We start from the raw sequence: 18,701 nt of genomic DNA on the forward strand, positions 1-18,701 counted from the left end.
GGTTTCTGGTGCTGCAGGTCGTTTAGGCGACCAGTCCGTCGATGACCGCGTTGAAGGTGGCGCTGGGGCGCATCACCTGGCTGGTCAGCTTGGGGTTGGAGCGGTAGTAGCCGCCGATTTCGGCAGGCTTGCCCTGTACGCCGTTGAGTTCGGCGACGATGGCGGCTTCCTGCTCGGTCAGGGCCTTGGCGACCGGGGCGAAGTGGGCCTTGAGTTCGGCGTCTTCGTCCTGGGCGGCCAGGGCCTGGGCCCAGTAGAGCGCCAGGTAGAAGTGGCTGCCGCGGTTGTCGATCTCGCCGACCTTGCGGGACGGGGACTTGTTGTTGTCCAGCAGTTTGCCGGTGGCTTCGTCGAGGGTCTTGCCCAGCAGCTTGGCCTTGGCGTTGCCGGTCTTGATGCCGGTCTCTTCGAGGGAGACGGCCAGGGCCAGGAACTCGCCGAGGGAATCCCAGCGCAGGTAGTTCTCTTCCACCAGTTGCTGCACGTGCTTGGGCGCGGAACCGCCGGCGCCGGTTTCGTACATGCCGCCGCCCGCCATCAGCGGGACGATGGAGAGCATCTTGGCCGAGGTGCCCAGTTCCATGATGGGGAACAGGTCGGTCAGGTAGTCACGCAGGACGTTGCCGGTCACCGAGATGGTGTCCAGGCCGCGGATCATGCGTTCCATGGAGACGCGGATGGCTTCGTTGTAGCCCATCATGCGGATGTCCAGGCCGGTCAGGTCGTGGTCCTTGAGGTACAGCTCGACCTTCTTCTGCAGTTCTCGGTCGTGGGCGCGCTCCGGGTCCAGCCAGAAGATGGCCGGGGTGTTGGACTGGCGGGCACGGGTGACGGCCAGCTTGACCCAGTCGCGGATCGGGGCGTCCTTGGTCTGGCAGGCGCGCCAGATGTCGCCGGCTTCCACTTCGTGCTGCATCAGGACAGTGCCGTCGGCGGCAACGACGCGCATGGTGCCGTCTGCGGTCATCTCGAAGGTCTTGTCGTGGGAGCCGTATTCCTCGGCTTTCTGCGCCATCAGGCCGACGTTCGGTACGCTGCCCATGGTGGTGGGATCGAACGCGCCGTTGGTTTTGCAGAAGTTGATCATTTCCTGGTAGATGCGGGCGTAGGTGCTTTCCGGCATCACGGCCTTGGTGTCTTTCTGCTTGCCGTCCTTGCCCCACATCTGGCCGGAGTTGCGGATCATGGCCGGCATGGAGGCGTCGACGATCACGTCACTGGGGATGTGCAGGTTGGTGATGCCCTTGACGGAGTCGACCATCGCCATTTCGGGGCGGTGGCTGTAGACCTCGTGGATGTCGTGCAGGATCTCTTCCTGCTGGGAGGCGGGCAGGGCCTTGATCTTGTCGTAGACGCTGCTGATGCCGTTGTTCGGGTTGACGCCCAGTTCCTTGAACAGGTCGCCGTACTTGTCGAAGACGTCCTTGTAGTAAACGCTGACGGCGTGGCCGAACACGATGGGGTGGGAGACCTTCATCATGGTGGCCTTGACGTGCAGGGACCACATGACGCCGGTTTCCTTGCAGTCCTGCAGGGTCTGTTCGAAGAAGGCGCGCAGCTTCTTGCAGCTCATGAACATGCTGTCGAGCACTTCGCCGTCCTGAAGGGCCAGCTTTTTCTTCAGCTCGACCTGGCCGTCCTTGCCGACGAATTCGATGCGAACGTCACCGGCCTTGGCCATGGTGATGGACTGCTCGCTGGAGAAGAAGTCGCCGCCACGCATGTAGTCGGCGTGGGAGCGGGAGGCCATGCTCCACTTGCCCATGGAGTGCGGGTGCTTGCGGGCGTACGCCTTGACGGCTGCCGGGGCGCGACGGTCGGAGTTGCCTTCGCGCAGGACCGGGTTCACGGCGCTGCCCAGCACCTTGGTGTAGCGCGCACGGATTTCCTTCTCTTCTTCGCTTTGCGGATCTTCAGGGAAGTTGGGGACGTTGTAGCCCAGTGCCTGAAGTTCTGCGATGGCGCCCTTCAGCTGCGGTACCGATGCGGAGATGTTCGGCAGCTTGATGATGTTGGCGTCGGCAGCGGTCGCAAGGGTCGCCAGGTAGGCCAGGTCATCCTCGATGCGCTTGTCGGCAGGGAGAATGTCGGCGAAGGTGGCGAGGATGCGTCCGGCGAGGGAGATGTCGCGGGTCTCCACGTCGATGCCGGCGGAGGCGGCGAATCCCTTGACGATGGGGAGGAGGGAGTAGGTGGCGAGCGCTGGGGCTTCGTCGGTGAAGGTGTAGGTAATCTTCGGACGGTTGGGCATTAACGTTTGACTCTCTTCTATGCTGGACGCGCACAGACTCTCGTAGCGCACCGGTAGATGCAGTCGCTCAAACGGATCCGATGTTGAGCAGTGCCGAGAATTGCCGCGGAGGGGTAATGGAGCGCCAGTAGAGCGTTGCTCGGCCCGATCATGATGGTGGTCTGGCCGCTTCAGGGTCAGTTGAGCCTGGTCCCAGACTGCTCGACCCAGGTGACCATGAGGTCACGGCGCGCAGTGTACCATTCCTTTCGGTTGGCTGGCTCTGGCACGATGTTTCGACTAAGGAAGATATGGTCGATGACCGCCCGTTTGGAGTAGGCTCACGGGCCGCAAGAGCATTCTCAAACCACAATATGGAGCTCAGCATGGGATACCAAAAGATCCAGGTTCCGGCAGTCGGTGACAAAATCACCGTTAACGCGGATATGTCCCTGAACGTACCGAATACCCCCATCATTCCCTTCATCGAGGGCGATGGTATTGGTGTCGACATCAGCCCTGTAATGATCAAGGTCGTGGACGCTGCCGTGTCCAAGGCCTATGGCGGTGAGCGCAAGATCGCCTGGATGGAGGTCTATGCCGGCGAGAAGGCCACCCAGGTCTACGATCAGGACACCTGGCTGCCCAAGGAAACCCTGGAGGCCGTGCGCGACTACGTCGTATCCATCAAGGGCCCGCTGACCACGCCGGTGGGCGGTGGTATCCGCTCCCTCAACGTGGCCCTGCGCCAGGAACTGGATCTTTACGTTTGCCTGCGCCCGGTGCGCTGGTTCGAAGGCGTGCCGAGCCCGGTCAAGAAGCCCGGCGACGTGGACATGGTGATCTTCCGCGAGAACTCCGAGGACATCTATGCGGGTGTCGAGTGGAAGGCGGGTAGCCCCGAGGCCGAGAAGGTCATCAAGTTCCTCACCGAGGAAATGGGCGTGAAGAAGATCCGCTTCACCGAGAACTGCGGTATCGGTATCAAGCCCGTTTCCGAGGAAGGCACCAAGCGCCTGGTTCGCAAGGCCCTGCAGTACGCGGTGGACAATGACCGCAGCTCCGTGACCCTTGTGCACAAGGGCAATATCATGAAGTTCACCGAAGGCGCCTTCAAAGAGTGGGGCTACGAGATTGCGCGCCAGGAGTTCGGTGCCGAACTGCTGGATGGTGGGCCGTGGATGCAGTTCAAGAATCCGCGCACTGGCAAGAACATCGTGGTGAAGGACGTCATCGCCGACGCCATGCTGCAGCAGATCCTGCTGCGCCCGGCTGAGTACGACGTGATTGCGACCCTCAACCTCAACGGCGACTACCTGTCCGATGCCCTGGCGGCAGAGGTAGGGGGTATCGGTATCGCTCCGGGCGCCAACCTGTCCGACTCGGTGGCGATGTTCGAGGCGACCCACGGCACTGCGCCTAAATACGCAGGCCTGGACAAGGTGAACCCGGGTTCGGTGATTCTTTCCGCCGAAATGATGCTCCGCCACATGGGTTGGGGCGAGGCTGCGGACCTGATCATCAAGGGCGTGAACGGTGCCATTGCGGCGAAGACCGTCACCTACGACTTCGAGCGTCTGATGGACGGTGCCAAGCTGCAGTCCTGCTCCGAGTTCGGCGACGCCATCATCACGCACATGTGATCGATAGGCGTGCAACAAAAAAAGGCCGGTCAACTTGACCGGCCTTTTCGTTTCCCCAGCTTTCAGGGTCAGGCTTCGACGGCGCTACCTTTGGCAGTGGCAACTGCAGTGGTGCCATGGGTATCGCTGGCCGCCATGACAGGGCTGATGTTCACGGCATGCAGGCCCTTGGGGCCCTGGATAATGTCGAAGCTTACCGGCTGGCCAGCCTTGAGGGTCTTGTAACCCTCCATCTGGATCGCCGAGTAATGGGCGAACAGGTCCTCATCTCGGCCTTCAGCGAGGATAAATCCATACCCCTTGGCGTTGTTGAACCACTTGACCTTACCGCTAACCATGCTGATATCCCTCTGCAAAGGACTCCATCACTGGAGTATCATCCACTACGACCCCGCGCCAGGCCCGACCGGGCGGACGAAGGTGCGGAACCCTTGATACCCGTAGGTGGGTATCCCTTGTTTGTAACACCCTTTTGCCTTTAGTCAAGGCGATGCGGCGACCGGCTGAGAAGCGGGTCAAACTCCATGGGGCGTTCCTTTCCATCGGCCAAGAAGCTTTTTCCAGCATGCATGCAAGCAGCCAGATTCGACTAACATTCAATCAGGATCACCCCGAGCACATCGGCGGTGATGATGCCGGCCTGGTGCTTCAGGAAGCCAAGCCGGCCCTGAAGGCACCATCCATGTACAAGGTGGTGATGTTCAATGATGACTACACGCCGATGGATTTCGTGGTCGAGGTGCTGGAAACCATCTTCAACCTGGACCGCGAAGTGGCGACGCGGGTCATGCTGACCGTCCATACCGAAGGGCGGGCCGTATGTGGTGTGTACACGCGCGATATTGCTGAAACCAAGGCTATGCAGGTGAATCAATACGCGAGAGAGAGCCAGCATCCGCTGCTCTGTGAGATCGAGAAGGACGGTTAATCCGGCCACTTGGGTATGAGGTGAAGCTATGTTGAACCGCGAGCTCGAAGTCACCCTCAATCTTGCCTTCAAGGAAGCACGCGCAAAACGTCATGAGTTCATGACGGTCGAGCACCTGCTGCTGGCCCTGTTGGACAATGATGCTGCTTCCGCCGTCCTCCGCGCCTGTGGCGCCAACCTGGATAAGCTCCGGCGTGACCTTCAGGAGTTCATCGACTCCACCACGCCGCTGATCCCTCAGCACGACGAGGATCGTGAAACCCAGCCGACGCTCGGCTTCCAGCGCGTCCTGCAGCGTGCAGTCTTCCACGTTCAGAGCTCCGGCAAGCGTGAAGTCACCGGGGCCAACGTGCTGGTCGCCATCTTCAGCGAGCAGGAGAGCCAGGCTGTCTTCCTGCTCAAGCAGCAAAGTGTCGCCCGTATCGATGTCGTCAACTACATCGCCCATGGCATCTCCAAGGTTCCGGGTCATGGCGAGCAGCACGAAAGCGAGCAGGAAATGCAGGATGAGGAGAGCGGCGAGTCTTCTTCGGCAGGCCATCCGCTTGATGCCTATGCCAGCAACCTGAACGAGCTTGCTCGGCAAGGACGCATCGACCCGCTTGTGGGGCGCGAGAATGAGGTTGAGCGTGTAGCGCAGATCCTGGCGCGTCGTCGCAAGAACAATCCGTTGCTGGTCGGTGAGGCTGGCGTTGGCAAGACCGCCATTGCCGAGGGGCTGGCCAAGCGCATCGTGGACAATCAGGTGCCAGAGTTGCTGGCCGACAGTGTCGTCTACTCCCTGGATCTCGGCGCGTTGCTCGCAGGGACGAAATACCGTGGCGACTTCGAGAAGCGCTTCAAGGCCCTGCTGAACGAGCTGCGCAAGCGCCCCCATGCCATCCTGTTCATCGATGAGATTCACACCATCATCGGTGCGGGTGCGGCATCCGGAGGGGTGATGGATGCCTCCAACCTTCTCAAGCCGCTCCTGTCCTCGGGTGAAATCCGTTGCATCGGCTCGACGACCTTCCAGGAGTTCCGTGGCATTTTCGAGAAGGATCGCGCATTGGCGCGGCGCTTCCAGAAAGTGGATGTGGTCGAGCCTTCTGTCGAGGACACCATTGGCATCCTGAAGGGGCTCAAGCCGCGCTTCGAGCAGCACCACCACATCGAGTACAGCGACGAAGCGCTCCGTGCTGCGGCAGAGCTGGCGGCTCGCTACATCAACGATCGCCACATGCCTGACAAGGCCATTGATGTGATCGATGAGGCCGGCGCCTATCAGCGCCTGCAGCCGGAAGAGAAGCGCGTGGCTCGGATCGAGGTGGCTCAGGTGGAAGATATCGTCGCGAAGATCGCGCGCATTCCGCCCAAGCACGTCACCAGTTCCGACAAGGAGCTGCTGCGCAATCTCGAACGTGACCTCAAGCTCACCGTGTTCGGTCAGGATGCTGCCATCGATTCGCTGTCGACGGCCATCAAGCTCTCCCGTGCCGGTCTGAAGTCCCCGGACAAGCCGGTCGGTTCCTTCCTGTTCGCCGGCCCTACCGGCGTGGGCAAGACCGAGGTTGCACGCCAGCTGGCGAAAGCGCTGGGGATCGAGCTCGTGCGCTTCGACATGTCCGAGTACATGGAGCGGCACACCGTCTCGCGTCTCATTGGCGCGCCTCCCGGATACGTCGGGTTCGACCAGGGTGGGTTGCTGACCGAGGCCATTACCAAGATGCCGCATTGCGTGCTCTTGCTGGATGAGATCGAGAAGGCGCATCCCGAGGTCTTCAACCTGCTGCTGCAGGTCATGGACCACGGCACCCTCACCGACAACAACGGGCGCAAGGCTGACTTCCGCAACGTGATCGTGATCATGACCACCAACGCCGGCGCCGAGACTGCTGCGCGAGCGTCCATCGGTTTCACCCAGCAGGACCACTCGTCCGATGCGATGGAGGTGATCAAGAAGAGCTTCACGCCCGAGTTCCGCAATCGCCTGGACACCATCATCCAGTTTGGTCGTCTGTCGATGGAGACCATCAAGAACGTGGTCGACAAGTTCCTCACCGAATTGCAGGCCCAGCTGGAGGACAAGCGTGTCCAGCTGGTTGTCAGTGACGAGGCGCGGGAATGGCTCGGTGAGCGCGGATACGACGTACAGATGGGGGCTCGCCCCATGGCTCGCCTGATCCAGGACAAGATCAAGCGTCCGTTGGCGGAGGAGATCCTGTTTGGCGAGTTGGCCGATCACGGCGGCGTGGTGCACGTCGATGTGAAGGGGGATGAGCTGGCTTTCGAGTTCGAGACGACGGCCGAGATGGCCTGATAGTCAGGCAAACGAAAAAGCCCGGCGATTGCCGGGCTTTTTTCTGGATCCGATCAGCGGGCGCGGTAGGTGATGCGGCCTTTGCTCAGATCATAGGGAGTCAGCTCGACGCGAACTTTGTCACCGGTCAGGATGCGGATGTAGTTCTTGCGCATCTTGCCGGAAATGTGCGCGGTGACGACGTGCCCGTTTTCCAACTCCACGCGGAACATGGTGTTGGGTAGGGTGTCGACGACAGTGCCTTCCATTTCGAAGCTGTCTTCTTTCGACATGCAGTAGAGCCCTCGGTATCAAAGAATGGCCGGGTGCAATCGGCGCCTGGCAAAAACGGCGTGCATTGTGCCCGAAAATGCCACCGCTCGCCAAGGGCTTCAGGTCAGAGTGACCCAGCGCTGGTTCACGAAGAGCTCGATTGGACGGTACTGGGTCTTGTAATTCATCTTGCGGCAGTTCTTGATCCAGTACCCGAGGTAGACGGCTTCAAGGCCCAGGCGCAGGGTTTCGCCGATCTGCCAGAGAATCGCGAAGCGGCCCAGGCTGCGCCGTTCTTCCGAGGGGTCGTAGAAGGTGTAGACGGCGGAAAGACCGTTCGGCAGGACGTCGGTAACGGCTACTGCGACCAGGCGTCCTTGCAGGCGGAACTCGAAGAAGCGGCAGAACGAAAGATCGCGGACCAGGAAGGTCGAGAACTGGTCGCGGCTCGGGGGGTACATGTCGCCGTCGGCATGGCGTTCCTCGATGTAGCGCACGTAGAGCGCGTAGTACTCCTCGGTGAAGGAGGGTTTCACTCCGCGTACTTCGATATCCGCGTTCCGCTTGAGGATGCGGCGCTGTTGGCGGTCGGGGCTGAACGGTGCGGCGGGGATTCGGGCAGGAACGCAGGCGGTGCAGCGTTGGCAGTGGGGGCGGTACAGGTGATCTCCGCTACGGCGGAAACCCATTTCCGAGAGCTCGGCATAGACGTCCACGTCCATGGGCTGGCTGGGGTCGAGGAACAGCGTAGTGGCCTGTTCCCCGGGCAGATAGCTGCATGGGTGTGGCTGAGTGGCATAGAACTTCAAGCGGGCCAGCTCGGTCATGGCGGAACCTCGGAAAAGCCTTCCGCAAGTGTATGTCAGGGTTGGCGACTCGCCTAGGCGACGGTCCAGTCGGCGGTGTTCGGCTGGTCCAGATACAGCTGGAGGTAGCGGGCGTACTCGCTGCGGGGGATGGCGTAGGCGCCCAGGCTCTGGAGGTGCGAGGTGGGCATCTGGCAGTCGATCAATACGAATCCCCACTTGACGAGGTGGGTGGCCAGCGTGGCGAAGCCGACCTTCGAAGCGTTGTCTGCTCGGCTGAACATGGATTCGCCAAAGAACAGCTTGCCGATAGCCAGGCCATAGAGGCCGCCCACCAGTTCGCCGTTCAGCCTGACTTCCACCGAGTGGGCGAAGCCCCTCCGGTGCAGCTCGATATAGGCCTGTTGCATGGCGTCGGTGATCCAGGTTCCGTCTGCATAGCTGCGAGGGCCTGCGCAACCCTGGATCACGGCTGCGAAGTCCGTGTCGAAGCTCACCTCGAACCTGCCCTGGCGAAGGATTTTCGCCAGGCTGCGTGATACGTGGACTTCGTGGGGGGATAGGACGGTGCGTGGGTCGGGTGACCACCAGAGTGGCGGCTGCCCCTCCTGGAACCAGGGGAAGCAACCGTGGCGATAGGCGGCGAGGAGGCGCTCCGCGCTCAGGTCGCCGCCTGCGGCGAGCAAGCCGTTGGGCTCACGCAGTGCGCGCTCCAAGGGAGGGAAGTCGTAGGTTTCGCGATTCAGCCAGGTCAGCATGGAAGGGGAGGGCGGCATGGCCGCCCGACCTCATCGTCAGTGGCTGTCGTCGAGGAATTTCTCGGCGTCCAGGGCAGCCATGCAGCCTGCGCCTGCCGAGGTGATTGCCTGGCGATAGACGTGGTCGGCTACGTCGCCGGCGGCAAAGACGCCCTCGATACTGGTCGCCGTGGCATTGCCCTCTGAGCCACCACGGATCACCAGGTAGCCGTCGCGCATTTCCAGTTGGCCCTGGAAAAGGTCGGTATTCGGTTTGTGGCCGATGGCGATGAACACGCCTGCCAGCTGCAGCTCTTGGGTGGAACCGTCCTCGGTGCTCTTCAGGCGTACGCCGGTGACACCGGTTTTGTCGCCCAGCACCTCGTCCAGGGTCTGGTTCCAGTGCAGGCGGACGTTGCCGTTGGCTGCCTTCTCGAAGAGCTTGTCCTGCAGGATCTTCTCCGAGCGCAGCTTGTCGCGGCGGTGGATCAGGTGCACTTCCTTGGCGATGTTGGACAGATAGAGCGCCTCTTCGACGGCGGTGTTGCCGCCGCCCACCACGCAGACAACCTGGTTGCGATAGAAGAAGCCGTCGCAGGTAGCGCAGGCCGAAACGCCCTTGCCGGCGAATGCCTCCTCGGACGGGAGGCCAAGGTACTGGGCGGAGGCGCCCGTGGCGATGATCAGCGCGTCACAGCTGTAGGTGCCGCTGTCGCCCTTGAGGATGAAGGGGCGTTGCTGCAACTCGGCGGTGTGGATGTGGTCGTAGAGGATTTCGGTGTCGAAGCGCTCGGCATGCTTCTGCATGCGCTCCATCAGCGCCGGGCCGGTCAGTCCCTCGACATCGCCGGGCCAGTTGTCCACCTCAGTGGTGGTGGTCAGTTGCCCGCCAGGCTGGATGCCGGTGATGACGGTGGGCTTGAGATTGGCGCGTGCAGCATACACGGCAGCGGTATAACCGGCTGGGCCGGAGCCCAGGATAATCAGGCGTGAATGCTTGACGTCGCTCATAAAAAGGCCTCATAAGTCTTTGTCACAAAAGAGAATGCGTGCTCCAATTGAGCACTGCGCAAGACGCTGCGGGCTATGCTACACCGAAGCAGGAAGCGTCAGCAAAACGCACCCGCAGCGCCGTGTGCGCTGTGGCGTCCGAGCGTTAAACCCGTACAATGGGCGTCTTTTCCGCCCCTGATCGAATCTTGGACGCGCCAATGGCGCAGGAAACCAGGCGTTTGAAGAATTCCACCCCCTCTGCCCAGATTCCAGTCTGGCGACAGCAATTGCACTCCCGCTTGAAAGAGGGAGCGCTGATTGCGCTGGGCGCCTTGTGCCTCTATCTCTGGATGGCGCTGCTCACCTACGACTCCACCGACCCGGGCTGGACCCACACCAGTAACGTCGAGCAGGTCCAGAATGCCGCTGGCCGCCTGGGCGCCTGGTCCGCCGACATCCTGTTCATGGCGCTGGGCTATTTCGCCTATGTCTTCCCGTTGCTACTGGGAATCAAGACGCTGCAGGTCTTCCGCCACCGTCACCAGCCCATCGACTGGAGCGGCTGGTTGTTCTCCTGGCGGTTGATTGGTCTGGTCTTCCTGGTGCTGGCCGGTGCCGCGCTGGCCGATATCCACTTCCAGGACAGCGTCGGCATGCCGGCTTCTGCCGGTGGCGCGCTGGGCGAGAGCCTCGCCCATCTCTCGGTCAATGCGTTGAACGTGCAGGGCAGTACGCTGCTGTTCTTTGCCCTATTTCTGTTTGGTCTCACCGTGTTCACCGACCTGTCGTGGTTCAAGGTGATGGACCTGACCGGCAAGATTACCCTTGATCTGGTGGAGTTGATCCAGAGCCTGATCACCCGTTGGTGGAACGCCCGCATGGAGCGCAAGCAGCTGGTTGCCAAGCTCCGCGAGGTCGATGACCGCGTCACCGAGGTGGCAGCCCCGGTCGTCAAGGACACCCGCGAGCAGGCCAAGGTCAAGGAACGCCTGATCGAGCGCGAGGAATCCCTTGCCAGGCACATGACCGAGCGGGAAAGCCGTCCGGCGCCCACCATCGCACCGCCGCCGCCACCCAAGCCCGCCGAGCCCAGCAAACGCGTCCAGAAGGAAAAGCAGGTCCCGCTGTTCATCGACAGCGCAGTGGAAGGAACCTTGCCGCCCATCTCCCTGCTGGACGCTGCCGAGAAGAAGCAGAAAAGCTTCTCGCCGGAGTCGCTCGAGGCCATGTCGCGCCTGCTGGAGATCAAGCTGAAGGAGTTCGGCGTCGAGGTCATGGTGGAGTCCGTCCACCCGGGTCCGGTGATCACCCGCTTCGAAATCCAGCCGGCGGCTGGCGTCAAGGTCAGCCGCATCTCCAACTTGGCGAAGGACCTGGCCCGTTCCCTGGCGGTCATCAGCGTGCGCGTGGTCGAGGTCATTCCCGGCAAGACCACCGTCGGTATCGAGATCCCCAACGAAGACCGACAGATCGTGCGCTTCTCCGAAGTGCTGTCGTCCACCGAGTACGACGACGCCAAATCACCGGTCACGCTGGCCCTGGGGCACGACATCGGCGGTCGCCCGGTCATCGCCGACCTCGCCAAGATGCCTCACCTGCTGGTGGCCGGTACCACCGGCTCCGGTAAGTCGGTGGGCGTGAACGCCATGATCCTGTCGATCCTCTTCAAGTCCACGCCTGAACAGGCGCGGATGATCATGATCGACCCCAAGATGCTCGAACTCTCCATCTATGAAGGCATCCCGCACCTGCTCTGTCCTGTGGTGACGGACATGAAGGAAGCGGCCAACGCCTTGCGCTGGAGCGTTGCCGAGATGGAGCGCCGCTACAAGCTGATGGCCGCGATGGGGGTGCGTAACCTGGCGGGCTTCAACCGCAAGGTGAAGGACGCCGAAGAGGCCGGCACGCCGCTGCCCGACCCGCTTTATCGTCGCGAGAGCATGGAAGATGAAGCGCCCCTGCTGAAGCAGTTGCCCACCATCGTCGTGGTCGTCGACGAATTCGCCGACATGATGATGATCGTCGGCAAGAAGGTCGAAGAACTCATCGCCCGTATCGCCCAGAAGGCGCGGGCAGCGGGCATCCACCTGATCCTCGCCACTCAGCGTCCGTCGGTGGATGTGATCACCGGCCTGATCAAGGCGAACATCCCCACCCGCATGGCGTTCCAGGTCTCCAGCAAGATCGACTCCCGCACCATCCTCGACCAAGGCGGCGCCGAGCAACTGCTGGGTCATGGCGACATGCTCTACCTGCCGCCGGGCACCGGCCTGCCGATACGTGTCCATGGCGCCTTCGTCTCCGACGACGAAGTGCACCGCGTGGTGGAAGCCTGGAAGCTGCGCGGCGCACCTGACTACATCGAAGACATCCTCGCCGGTGTGGAGGAGGGCGGTGGTGCCTCCGGGAGCTTCGAAGGTGGTGAGGGTGGTAGCGAGGGCAGCGAGGATGACCCGCTGTATGACGAAGCCGTACGTTTCGTCACCGAAAGCCGTCGTGCCTCCATCTCGGCAGTCCAGCGCAAGCTGAAGATCGGCTACAACCGCGCTGCCCGGATGATCGAAGCCATGGAGATGGCCGGTGTGGTCACTCCGATGAACTCCAACGGCTCGCGCGACGTGGTCGCTCCCGCGCCGATCCGCGATTAACCCTGAACGGTTCACTCAAGAGGATTCCCATGCGCCTGATCCGCATGCTGCTCGTTGCTGCCCTCGGCTTTGTCGCCTCCCAGGTGCAGGCAGACGACCAGGTAGCCATTTCCCGCCTGACCGATATGCTCAACAAGGCACAGACCATCACTGGCCGCTTTTCCCAACTGACCCTGGACGGCTCCGGCACCCAGCTGCAGGAAACCTCCGGCGAACTGGCGCTCAAGCGTCCCGGTCTGTTCCGCTGGCACACCGACGAGCCCATGGAGCAGCTGCTCGTCTCCAATGGCGAGAAGGTCTGGCTGTATGACCCGGACCTGCAGCAGGTCACCATCCAGACCCTGGACCAGCGCCTGACCCACACCCCGGCCCTGCTGCTGTCCGGTGACGTTTCGAAGATCAGCGAGAACTTCGAGATCACCCACAAGGAAGGCGGTGACGTGGTCGACTTCATCCTCAAGCCGAAGGCCAAGGACACCCTGTTCGACACCCTGCGCCTGTCCTTCCGCAATGGCGTGATCAACGACATGCAACTGATCGACAGCGTCGGCCAGCGCACCAACATCCTGTTCCTCGGGGTGAAGATGAACCAGAAACTCGATGCCGCGCAGTTCGACTTCAAGATCCCCGAAGGCGCCGACGTCATCCAGGAATAACGGAGCCCACCGCGTCCCATGGACCTGTTCCGCAGCGAGCCCCTTGCCCAGCCACTGGCCGCGCGCCTGCGCGCCACCACGCTGGACGAGTACGTCGGGCAGGAGCACCTCCTGGCGCCGGGCAAGCCCCTGCGGGAGGCTCTGGAGCAGGGCGCGCTTCACTCGATGATCTTCTGGGGGCCCCCTGGGGTGGGCAAGACCACCCTGGCCAAGCTCCTGGCCCAGGTCAGCGATGCGCATTTCGAGACCATCTCCGCCGTGCTCTCGGGCGTGAAGGAGATTCGCCAGTCCGTCGAGATGGCCCGCCAGCAGGCCGCCCAGTACGGTCGGCGCACCATCCTCTTCGTCGATGAGGTGCACCGCTTCAACAAGTCCCAGCAGGATGCCTTCCTCCCCTACGTGGAAGACGGCACGCTGATCTTCATCGGCGCCACCACCGAGAACCCCTCCTTCGAGCTGAACAACGCGCTGCTGTCCCGTGCTCGGGTCTACGTGCTCAAGAGCCTCGACGAGCCGGCGATGCGCCGCCTCGTCGGGCGAGCGCTCAATGAGGAGAAGGGGTTGGGCAAGCGCAAGCTGAGCCTCTCGGATGAAGCCTTCTCCATTCTCGTCGCAGCGGCGGATGGCGACGGTCGCCGGTTGCTCAACCTGCTGGAGAACGCTGCTGACCTCGCCGAAGATGGCAGCGAGATCGCCCCCGAATTGCTGCAGAACCTGCTGGGTGACAGCCGCCGGCGGTTCGACAAGGGGGGCGAGGCCTTCTACGACCAGATTTCTGCCTTGCACAAATCCGTGCGCGGCTCCAGTCCCGACGGCGCGCTCTATTGGTACGCGCGGATGATCGATGGCGGTTGCGATCCGCTCTACATCGCCCGTCGCGTGGTACGCATGGCCAGCGAAGACATTGGTAACGCCGACCCACGGGCGCTCAGCCTGTGCCTCGCCGCCTGGGATGTGCAGGAGCGCCTTGGCAGCCCCGAGGGCGAGCTGGCCGTGGCCCAGGCCATCGTCTACCTGGCCTGCGCGCCCAAGAGCAACGCGGTCTACACGGCTTTCAAGGCCGCCATGCGCGACGTGGCCGAGAACGGCTCCCGCGAGGTGCCGCTGCACCTGCGCAATGCCCCGACCAAGCTGATGAAGCAACTCGGCTACGGGGACGAATACCGCTACGCCCACGACGAGCCCGATGCCTATGCCGCCGGGGAGGACTACTTCCCCGAAGACCTCGAGCCGCGTCGTTACTACGAGCCGGTGCCCCGTGGCCTGGAACTCAAGATCCGCGACAAGCTCGAGCACCTCGCCACGCTCGATGCCCGTAGCCCGAGGAAGAGACGTCCATGACGCCGCTGCCCTTGCTGCTCTCCGTCTCCCTGGGGGGCGTTGCCGGCACCCTGCTGCGTTTCGCCACGGCCAACTGGGTCTCGGCGCACTGGCCTCGGCACTTCTACCTCGGTACTCTTGCCGTCAATATCGTCGGCTGCCTGCTCATCGGCTTCCTTTATGGCCTGTTCTTGCAGCGGCCGGAGGTGCCGATCGAGCTTCGTGCAGGCTTGATCGTCGGATTTCTCGGCGGCCTGACGACGTTTTCTTCGTTTTCCCTCGACACGTTGCGCCTGCTGGAGAGCGGCCAGGTTCCCCTGGCCCTCGGCTATGCGGCAATCAGCGTGCTGGGTGGTCTGCTTGCGACCTGGGCAGGCCTGACTTTGACCAAATTCTGATAGACGGGAACCTCACATGCTCGACTCCAAACTGGTACGCACCCAGACCCAGGACGTGGCCCAGCGCCTCGCCGCCCGTGGCTTCCAACTGGACGTGGCGCGCCTCGAATCCCTGGAAAACCAGCGCAAGGCCGTGCAGACCCGCACCGAGCAGTTGCAGGCCGAGCGCAATGCCCGCTCCAAGTCCATCGGCCAGGCCAAGCAGCGCGGTGAGGACATTGCACCGCTGCTGGCCGATGTGGACCGCATGGGCGGCGAGCTGGAAGAGGGCAAGCGTGAACTCGACCGCATCCAGGCCGAACTGGATGGCCTGCTGCTGACCATCCCCAACATCCCCCACGAGTCCGTTCCGGTGGGCGCGGATGAAGAGGGCAACGTCGAGGTTCGTCGCTGGGGCACCCCGCGCAGCTTCGATTTCGAGATCAAGGACCACGTCGCCCTGGGCGAGCAGCATGGCTGGCTGGACTTCGAAACCGCCGCCAAGCTCTCCGGTGCCCGCTTCGCCTTGCTGCGCGGCCCTATCGCCCGTCTGCACCGTGCCCTGGCTCAGTTCATGATCAACCTGCACACCGGCGATCATGGCTACGAAGAGGCCTACACCCCCTACCTGGTCCAGGCACCCGCGCTGCAGGGTACCGGCCAGCTGCCGAAGTTCGAGGAAGACCTGTTCAAGATCAGCCGTGAGAACGAGGCCGACTTCTACCTCATCCCCACCGCCGAAGTGTCCCTGACCAACATCGTGGCGGGCGAGATTCTCGACGCCAAGCAACTGCCGCTGAAGTTCGTCGCCCACACCCCGTGCTTCCGCAGCGAGGCGGGTGCATCCGGCCGTGACACCCGCGGCATGATCCGCCAGCACCAGTTCGACAAGGTCGAGATGGTGCAGATCGTCGAGCCGTCCAAGTCCTTCGAAGCCCTGGAATCCATGACCGGCAACGCCGAGCGCGTGTTGCAGTTGCTGGAGCTGCCGTACCGCGTGCTCGCCCTGTGCACCGGTGACATGGGCTTCTCCGCCACCAAGACCTACGACCTCGAAGTCTGGGTACCGAGCCAGGACAAGTACCGCGAGATTTCCTCCTGCTCCAACTGCGGTGACTTCCAGGCCCGCCGCATGCAGGCGCGCTACCGCAACCCGGAAACCGGCAAGCCGGAGCTGGTCCACACCCTCAACGGCTCCGGCCTGGCCGTAGGCCGGACCCTGGTGGCCGTGCTGGAGAACTACCAGCAGGCGGACGGTAGCATTCGTGTGCCCGAGGTGCTCAAGCCCTACATGGGCGGCATCGACATCATCGGCTGATTGCCTGCGCCCGCACCGGCGTCTGCCAGCCTGTCCAGCCCGCGTCTCGGCCTCTGCCGACGCGGGCTGTTTCTTCCCGATTCACCCAGGGCTTTTCCATGGATTTCCTACCGCTGTTCCACAACCTCCAGGGTCGTCATGTGCTTGTCGTCGGGGGCGGAGAGATCGCCCTGCGCAAGGCGCGCCTGCTGGCGGACGCCGGCGCCTGCCTGCGGGTTGTGGCGCCGGAGATCGACAGCCAGCTGGTGGCATTGGTCGAGCAGTCCCAGGGGCTGGTGCATCGCCGTGGGTATGCCTCGGGTGACCTGGAGGGGGCGGTGCTGGTCATTGCCGCCACCGATGACGAGCCGCTCAACGCACAGATTTCCCGCGATGCCCAGGCGCGCGGCGTGCCGGTCAACGTGGTGGATGCGCCGGCCCTGTGCAGCGTGATCTTCCCTGCCATCGTCGACCGCTCGCCGCTGATCGTCGCGGTGTCCAGTGCGGGGGATGCGCCTGTCCTGGCCCGGCTGATCCGCGCCAAGATCGAGACCTGGATCCCATCCGCCTATGGCCAGTTGGCCGGTCTGGCCAAGCGCTTCCGCCAGCAGGTCAAGCAGTTGTTCCCCGACGTGCAGCAGCGCCGGGTGTTCTGGGAGGACGTCTTCCAAGGGGCGATCGCCGAACGCGTGCTCTCGGGGCAGCCCGCCGAAGCCGAGCGAATGCTCGCCGAGCGGGTCGCGGGCGGTGCGCCCAAGCCTCTGGGCGAGGTGTACCTGGTGGGGGCTGGCCCGGGCGATCCGGACCTGCTCACCTTCCGCGCCCTGCGGCTGATGCAGCAGGCGGACGTGGTGCTCTACGACCGCCTGGTGGCCGAGCCCATCATCGAGATGTGCCGGCGTGACGCCGAGCGGATCTACGTGGGCAAGCGCCGCGCGGACCATGCCGTCCCCCAGGAGCAGATCAATCGCCTGCTCATCGACCTGGCCAAGCAGGGCAAGCGGGTGCTGCGGCTGAAAGGTGGCGACCCGTTCATCTTCGGCCGGGGTGGCGAGGAGATCGGCGAACTGGCCGCCCATGGCATCCCCTTCCAGGTGGTGCCGGGCATCACCGCTGCCTCCGGTTGCGCCGCTTATGCCGGCATCCCGCTGACCCACCGCGACCATGCGCAGTCGGTGCGCTTCGTCACCGGGCACCTGAAGGATGGCAGCAGCGACCTGCCCTGGGCTGACCTGACTTCGCCCGGCCAGACGCTGGTGTTCTACATGGGCTTGGTGGGCCTGCCGATCATCTGCGAGCAGTTGGTGCGCCATGGCCGCTCAGCGGATACGCCGGCGGCGCTTGTGCAGCAGGGCACCACCCGCAACCAGCGGGTGTTCACCGGCACCCTGGGCAACCTGCCGCAATTGGTGGCCGAGCACGAAGTCCACGCGCCGACGCTGGTGATCGTCGGCGAGGTGGTCAAGCTGCGTGACCAGCTCGCCTGGTTCGAAGGCGCTCAGGCGGACTGAGCAATGCCGCGCCCCGGCAGGTGATCGCGAGCGTGGGCGCTCAGCAGGTCGAGTTCGGGGCCGAGGGGGATGATCCCGGTCGGGTTGATGGTCCGGTGGCTGGCGTAGTAGTGGCCCTTGATATGGGTGAGGTCCACCGTCTCCGCAATCCCGGGCCATTGGTACAGCTCCCGCAACCAGCCTGAAAGATTGGGATAGTCCGCCAGGCGCTTGAGGTTGCACTTGAAATGCCCGTGGTAGACCGCGTCGAAGCGGATCAGGGTGGTGAACAGCCGCCAATCGGCCTCGGAGAGGTGCTGGCCCGCCAGGTAGCGGGACTCAGCCAGTCGCGCCTCCAGGACATCCAGCTCCCCGAACAGCGTGGTCACCGCCTCTTCATAGGCCGCCTGGGTGGTGGCGAAGCCGGCCCGGTAGACACCGTTGTTCACCGCCGGGTAGATGCGCTCGTTCCAGGCGTCGATATCGGCCCGCAGCGGGGCAGGGTAGAGATCGAGCGTGTTGCCGGTCAGTTCATCGAAGGCGCTGTTGAACATCCGGATGATCTCGGATGACTCGTTGCTGACGATCCGCTGCTGCTGTGTGTCCCAGAGTACCGGCACGGTCACCCGGCCGCTGTAGGTCGGGTCTTCCCGGGTATAGAGCTGGTACAGGAAATCCAGGCCATGGAGCGCGTCGCCGGTTGAGCCCTGTGCCCGGTCGAAGGTCCAGCCGTTTTCCCGCATCAGCCAGCTCACCACTGAAACACCGATCAGCGATTCCAGCCCTTTCAGGCGACGCACGATCAGGGTGCGGTGAGCCCAGGGGCACGCCAGGGATACGTAGAGGTGATAGCGCCCGGCCTCTGCCTTGAAGCCGCCGACACCACTCGGACCTGGCTCGCCGTCACGGGTGATCCAGTTGCGGCGCCGGGCGTCCTCGCGCTTGAAGCGCCCATCCCCGGACGTGTCGTACCAGGTGTCGTGCCATGTGCCGTCGACCAGCAATCCCATTGTCCTGACCTCGTT

15 protein-coding genes and 1 pseudogene are annotated in these 18,701 nt (G+C 63.2%); 9 read left to right on the top strand and 7 right to left on the bottom strand.

What is annotated here, in order from left to right:
• Positions 1–22 precede the first annotated feature (22 nt).
• Positions 23–2,251 (bottom strand): NADP-dependent isocitrate dehydrogenase, encoded by a 2,229-nt coding sequence (locus tag SZ55_RS12820; protein ID WP_044406301.1) that lies wholly within the window; start codon positions 2,249–2,251, stop codon positions 23–25.
• Positions 2,252–2,616: 365 nt separating this feature from the next.
• On the opposite strand from SZ55_RS12820, the gene icd reads away from it, so the two are divergent.
• Positions 2,617–3,873 (top strand): NADP-dependent isocitrate dehydrogenase, encoded by a 1,257-nt coding sequence (gene icd, locus SZ55_RS12830; protein WP_044406307.1) that lies wholly within the window; start codon positions 2,617–2,619, stop codon positions 3,871–3,873.
• Between the two features lie 79 nt (positions 3,874–3,952).
• On the opposite strand, the pseudogene cspD reads toward icd, so the two are convergent.
• Positions 3,953–4,211: pseudogene (gene cspD / locus SZ55_RS12835) on the bottom strand (cold shock domain-containing protein CspD); the annotation flags it as partial.
• A 227-nt stretch (positions 4,212–4,438) separates the two neighbouring features.
• On the opposite strand from cspD, the gene clpS reads away from it, so the two are divergent.
• Together clpS and clpA are read left to right on the top strand one after the other, a co-directional pair.
• Positions 4,439–4,801 (top strand): ATP-dependent Clp protease adapter ClpS, encoded by a 363-nt coding sequence (gene clpS, locus SZ55_RS12840; RefSeq protein ID WP_044406310.1) that lies wholly within the window; start codon positions 4,439–4,441, stop codon positions 4,799–4,801.
• 28 nt (positions 4,802–4,829) lie between these two features.
• Positions 4,830–7,100: an ATP-dependent Clp protease ATP-binding subunit ClpA gene (gene clpA, locus SZ55_RS12845; RefSeq protein WP_044406315.1), complete on the top strand. Its 2,271-nt coding sequence runs from the start codon at positions 4,830–4,832 to the stop codon at positions 7,098–7,100.
• Between the two features lie 53 nt (positions 7,101–7,153).
• Here the strand turns inward: clpA and infA are convergent, their stop codons facing one another.
• From infA to trxB, 4 genes are all read right to left on the bottom strand, one after another.
• The gene (gene infA / locus SZ55_RS12850) at positions 7,154–7,372 is read right to left on the bottom strand and encodes a translation initiation factor IF-1 (RefSeq protein ID WP_002553999.1); all 219 of its coding nucleotides are present in this window, start codon (positions 7,370–7,372) and stop codon (positions 7,154–7,156) included.
• Between the two features lie 99 nt (positions 7,373–7,471).
• Positions 7,472–8,179 carry an arginyltransferase gene (locus SZ55_RS12855; RefSeq protein WP_044406323.1) on the bottom strand — a complete coding sequence of 236 codons (708 nt, stop codon included), beginning with the start codon at positions 8,177–8,179 and terminating at the stop codon, positions 7,472–7,474.
• A gap of 53 nt (positions 8,180–8,232) precedes the next feature.
• Positions 8,233–8,916: a leucyl/phenylalanyl-tRNA--protein transferase gene (gene aat, locus SZ55_RS12860; RefSeq protein ID WP_044406326.1), complete on the bottom strand. Its 684-nt coding sequence runs from the start codon at positions 8,914–8,916 to the stop codon at positions 8,233–8,235.
• 36 nt (positions 8,917–8,952) lie between these two features.
• Positions 8,953–9,906 carry a thioredoxin-disulfide reductase gene (trxB, locus tag SZ55_RS12865; protein WP_044406328.1) on the bottom strand — a complete coding sequence of 318 codons (954 nt, stop codon included), beginning with the start codon at positions 9,904–9,906 and terminating at the stop codon, positions 8,953–8,955.
• A gap of 200 nt (positions 9,907–10,106) precedes the next feature.
• On the opposite strand from trxB, the gene ftsK reads away from it, so the two are divergent.
• The 6 genes from ftsK (at position 10,107) to cysG (ending at position 17,697) form a co-directional block, all read left to right on the top strand.
• A complete protein-coding gene (gene ftsK / locus SZ55_RS12870; protein ID WP_152644478.1) occupies positions 10,107–12,536 on the top strand; it encodes a DNA translocase FtsK in 2,430 nt (809 codons plus the stop codon).
• Positions 12,537–12,565: 29 nt separating this feature from the next.
• Entirely contained in the window at positions 12,566–13,192 is a 627-nt protein-coding gene (gene lolA / locus SZ55_RS12875; protein WP_044406334.1) for an outer membrane lipoprotein chaperone LolA, read from the top strand.
• Positions 13,193–13,210: 18 nt separating this feature from the next.
• Positions 13,211–14,533, top strand: coding sequence for a replication-associated recombination protein A (locus SZ55_RS12880; RefSeq protein ID WP_044406337.1), 1,323 nt, complete (start codon positions 13,211–13,213; stop codon positions 14,531–14,533).
• Positions 14,530–14,910: a fluoride efflux transporter CrcB gene (crcB, locus tag SZ55_RS12885; protein ID WP_044406340.1), complete on the top strand. Its 381-nt coding sequence runs from the start codon at positions 14,530–14,532 to the stop codon at positions 14,908–14,910. Before SZ55_RS12880 ends, crcB begins: the two co-directional genes overlap by 4 nt.
• 16 nt (positions 14,911–14,926) lie before the next feature.
• On the top strand, positions 14,927–16,207 hold the full coding sequence (gene serS / locus SZ55_RS12890) for a serine--tRNA ligase (protein WP_044406343.1): 1,281 nt from the start codon (positions 14,927–14,929) through the stop codon (positions 16,205–16,207).
• 98 nt (positions 16,208–16,305) lie between these two features.
• Complete coding sequence (gene cysG, locus SZ55_RS12895) at positions 16,306–17,697, top strand: siroheme synthase CysG (RefSeq protein WP_044406346.1); 1,392 nt, start codon at positions 16,306–16,308, stop codon at positions 17,695–17,697.
• On the opposite strand, the gene SZ55_RS12900 is transcribed toward cysG, so the two are convergent.
• Positions 17,685–18,686: a glutathione S-transferase family protein gene (locus SZ55_RS12900; protein ID WP_044406348.1), complete on the bottom strand. Its 1,002-nt coding sequence runs from the start codon at positions 18,684–18,686 to the stop codon at positions 17,685–17,687. The genes cysG and SZ55_RS12900 overlap by 13 nt on opposite strands.
• Between the last annotated feature and the right edge of the window lie 15 nt (positions 18,687–18,701).

Source organism: Pseudomonas sp. FeS53a (assembly GCF_000931385.1).
In the GTDB taxonomy this organism is placed as follows: Bacteria; Pseudomonadota; Gammaproteobacteria; order Pseudomonadales; family Pseudomonadaceae; genus Metapseudomonas; species Metapseudomonas otitidis.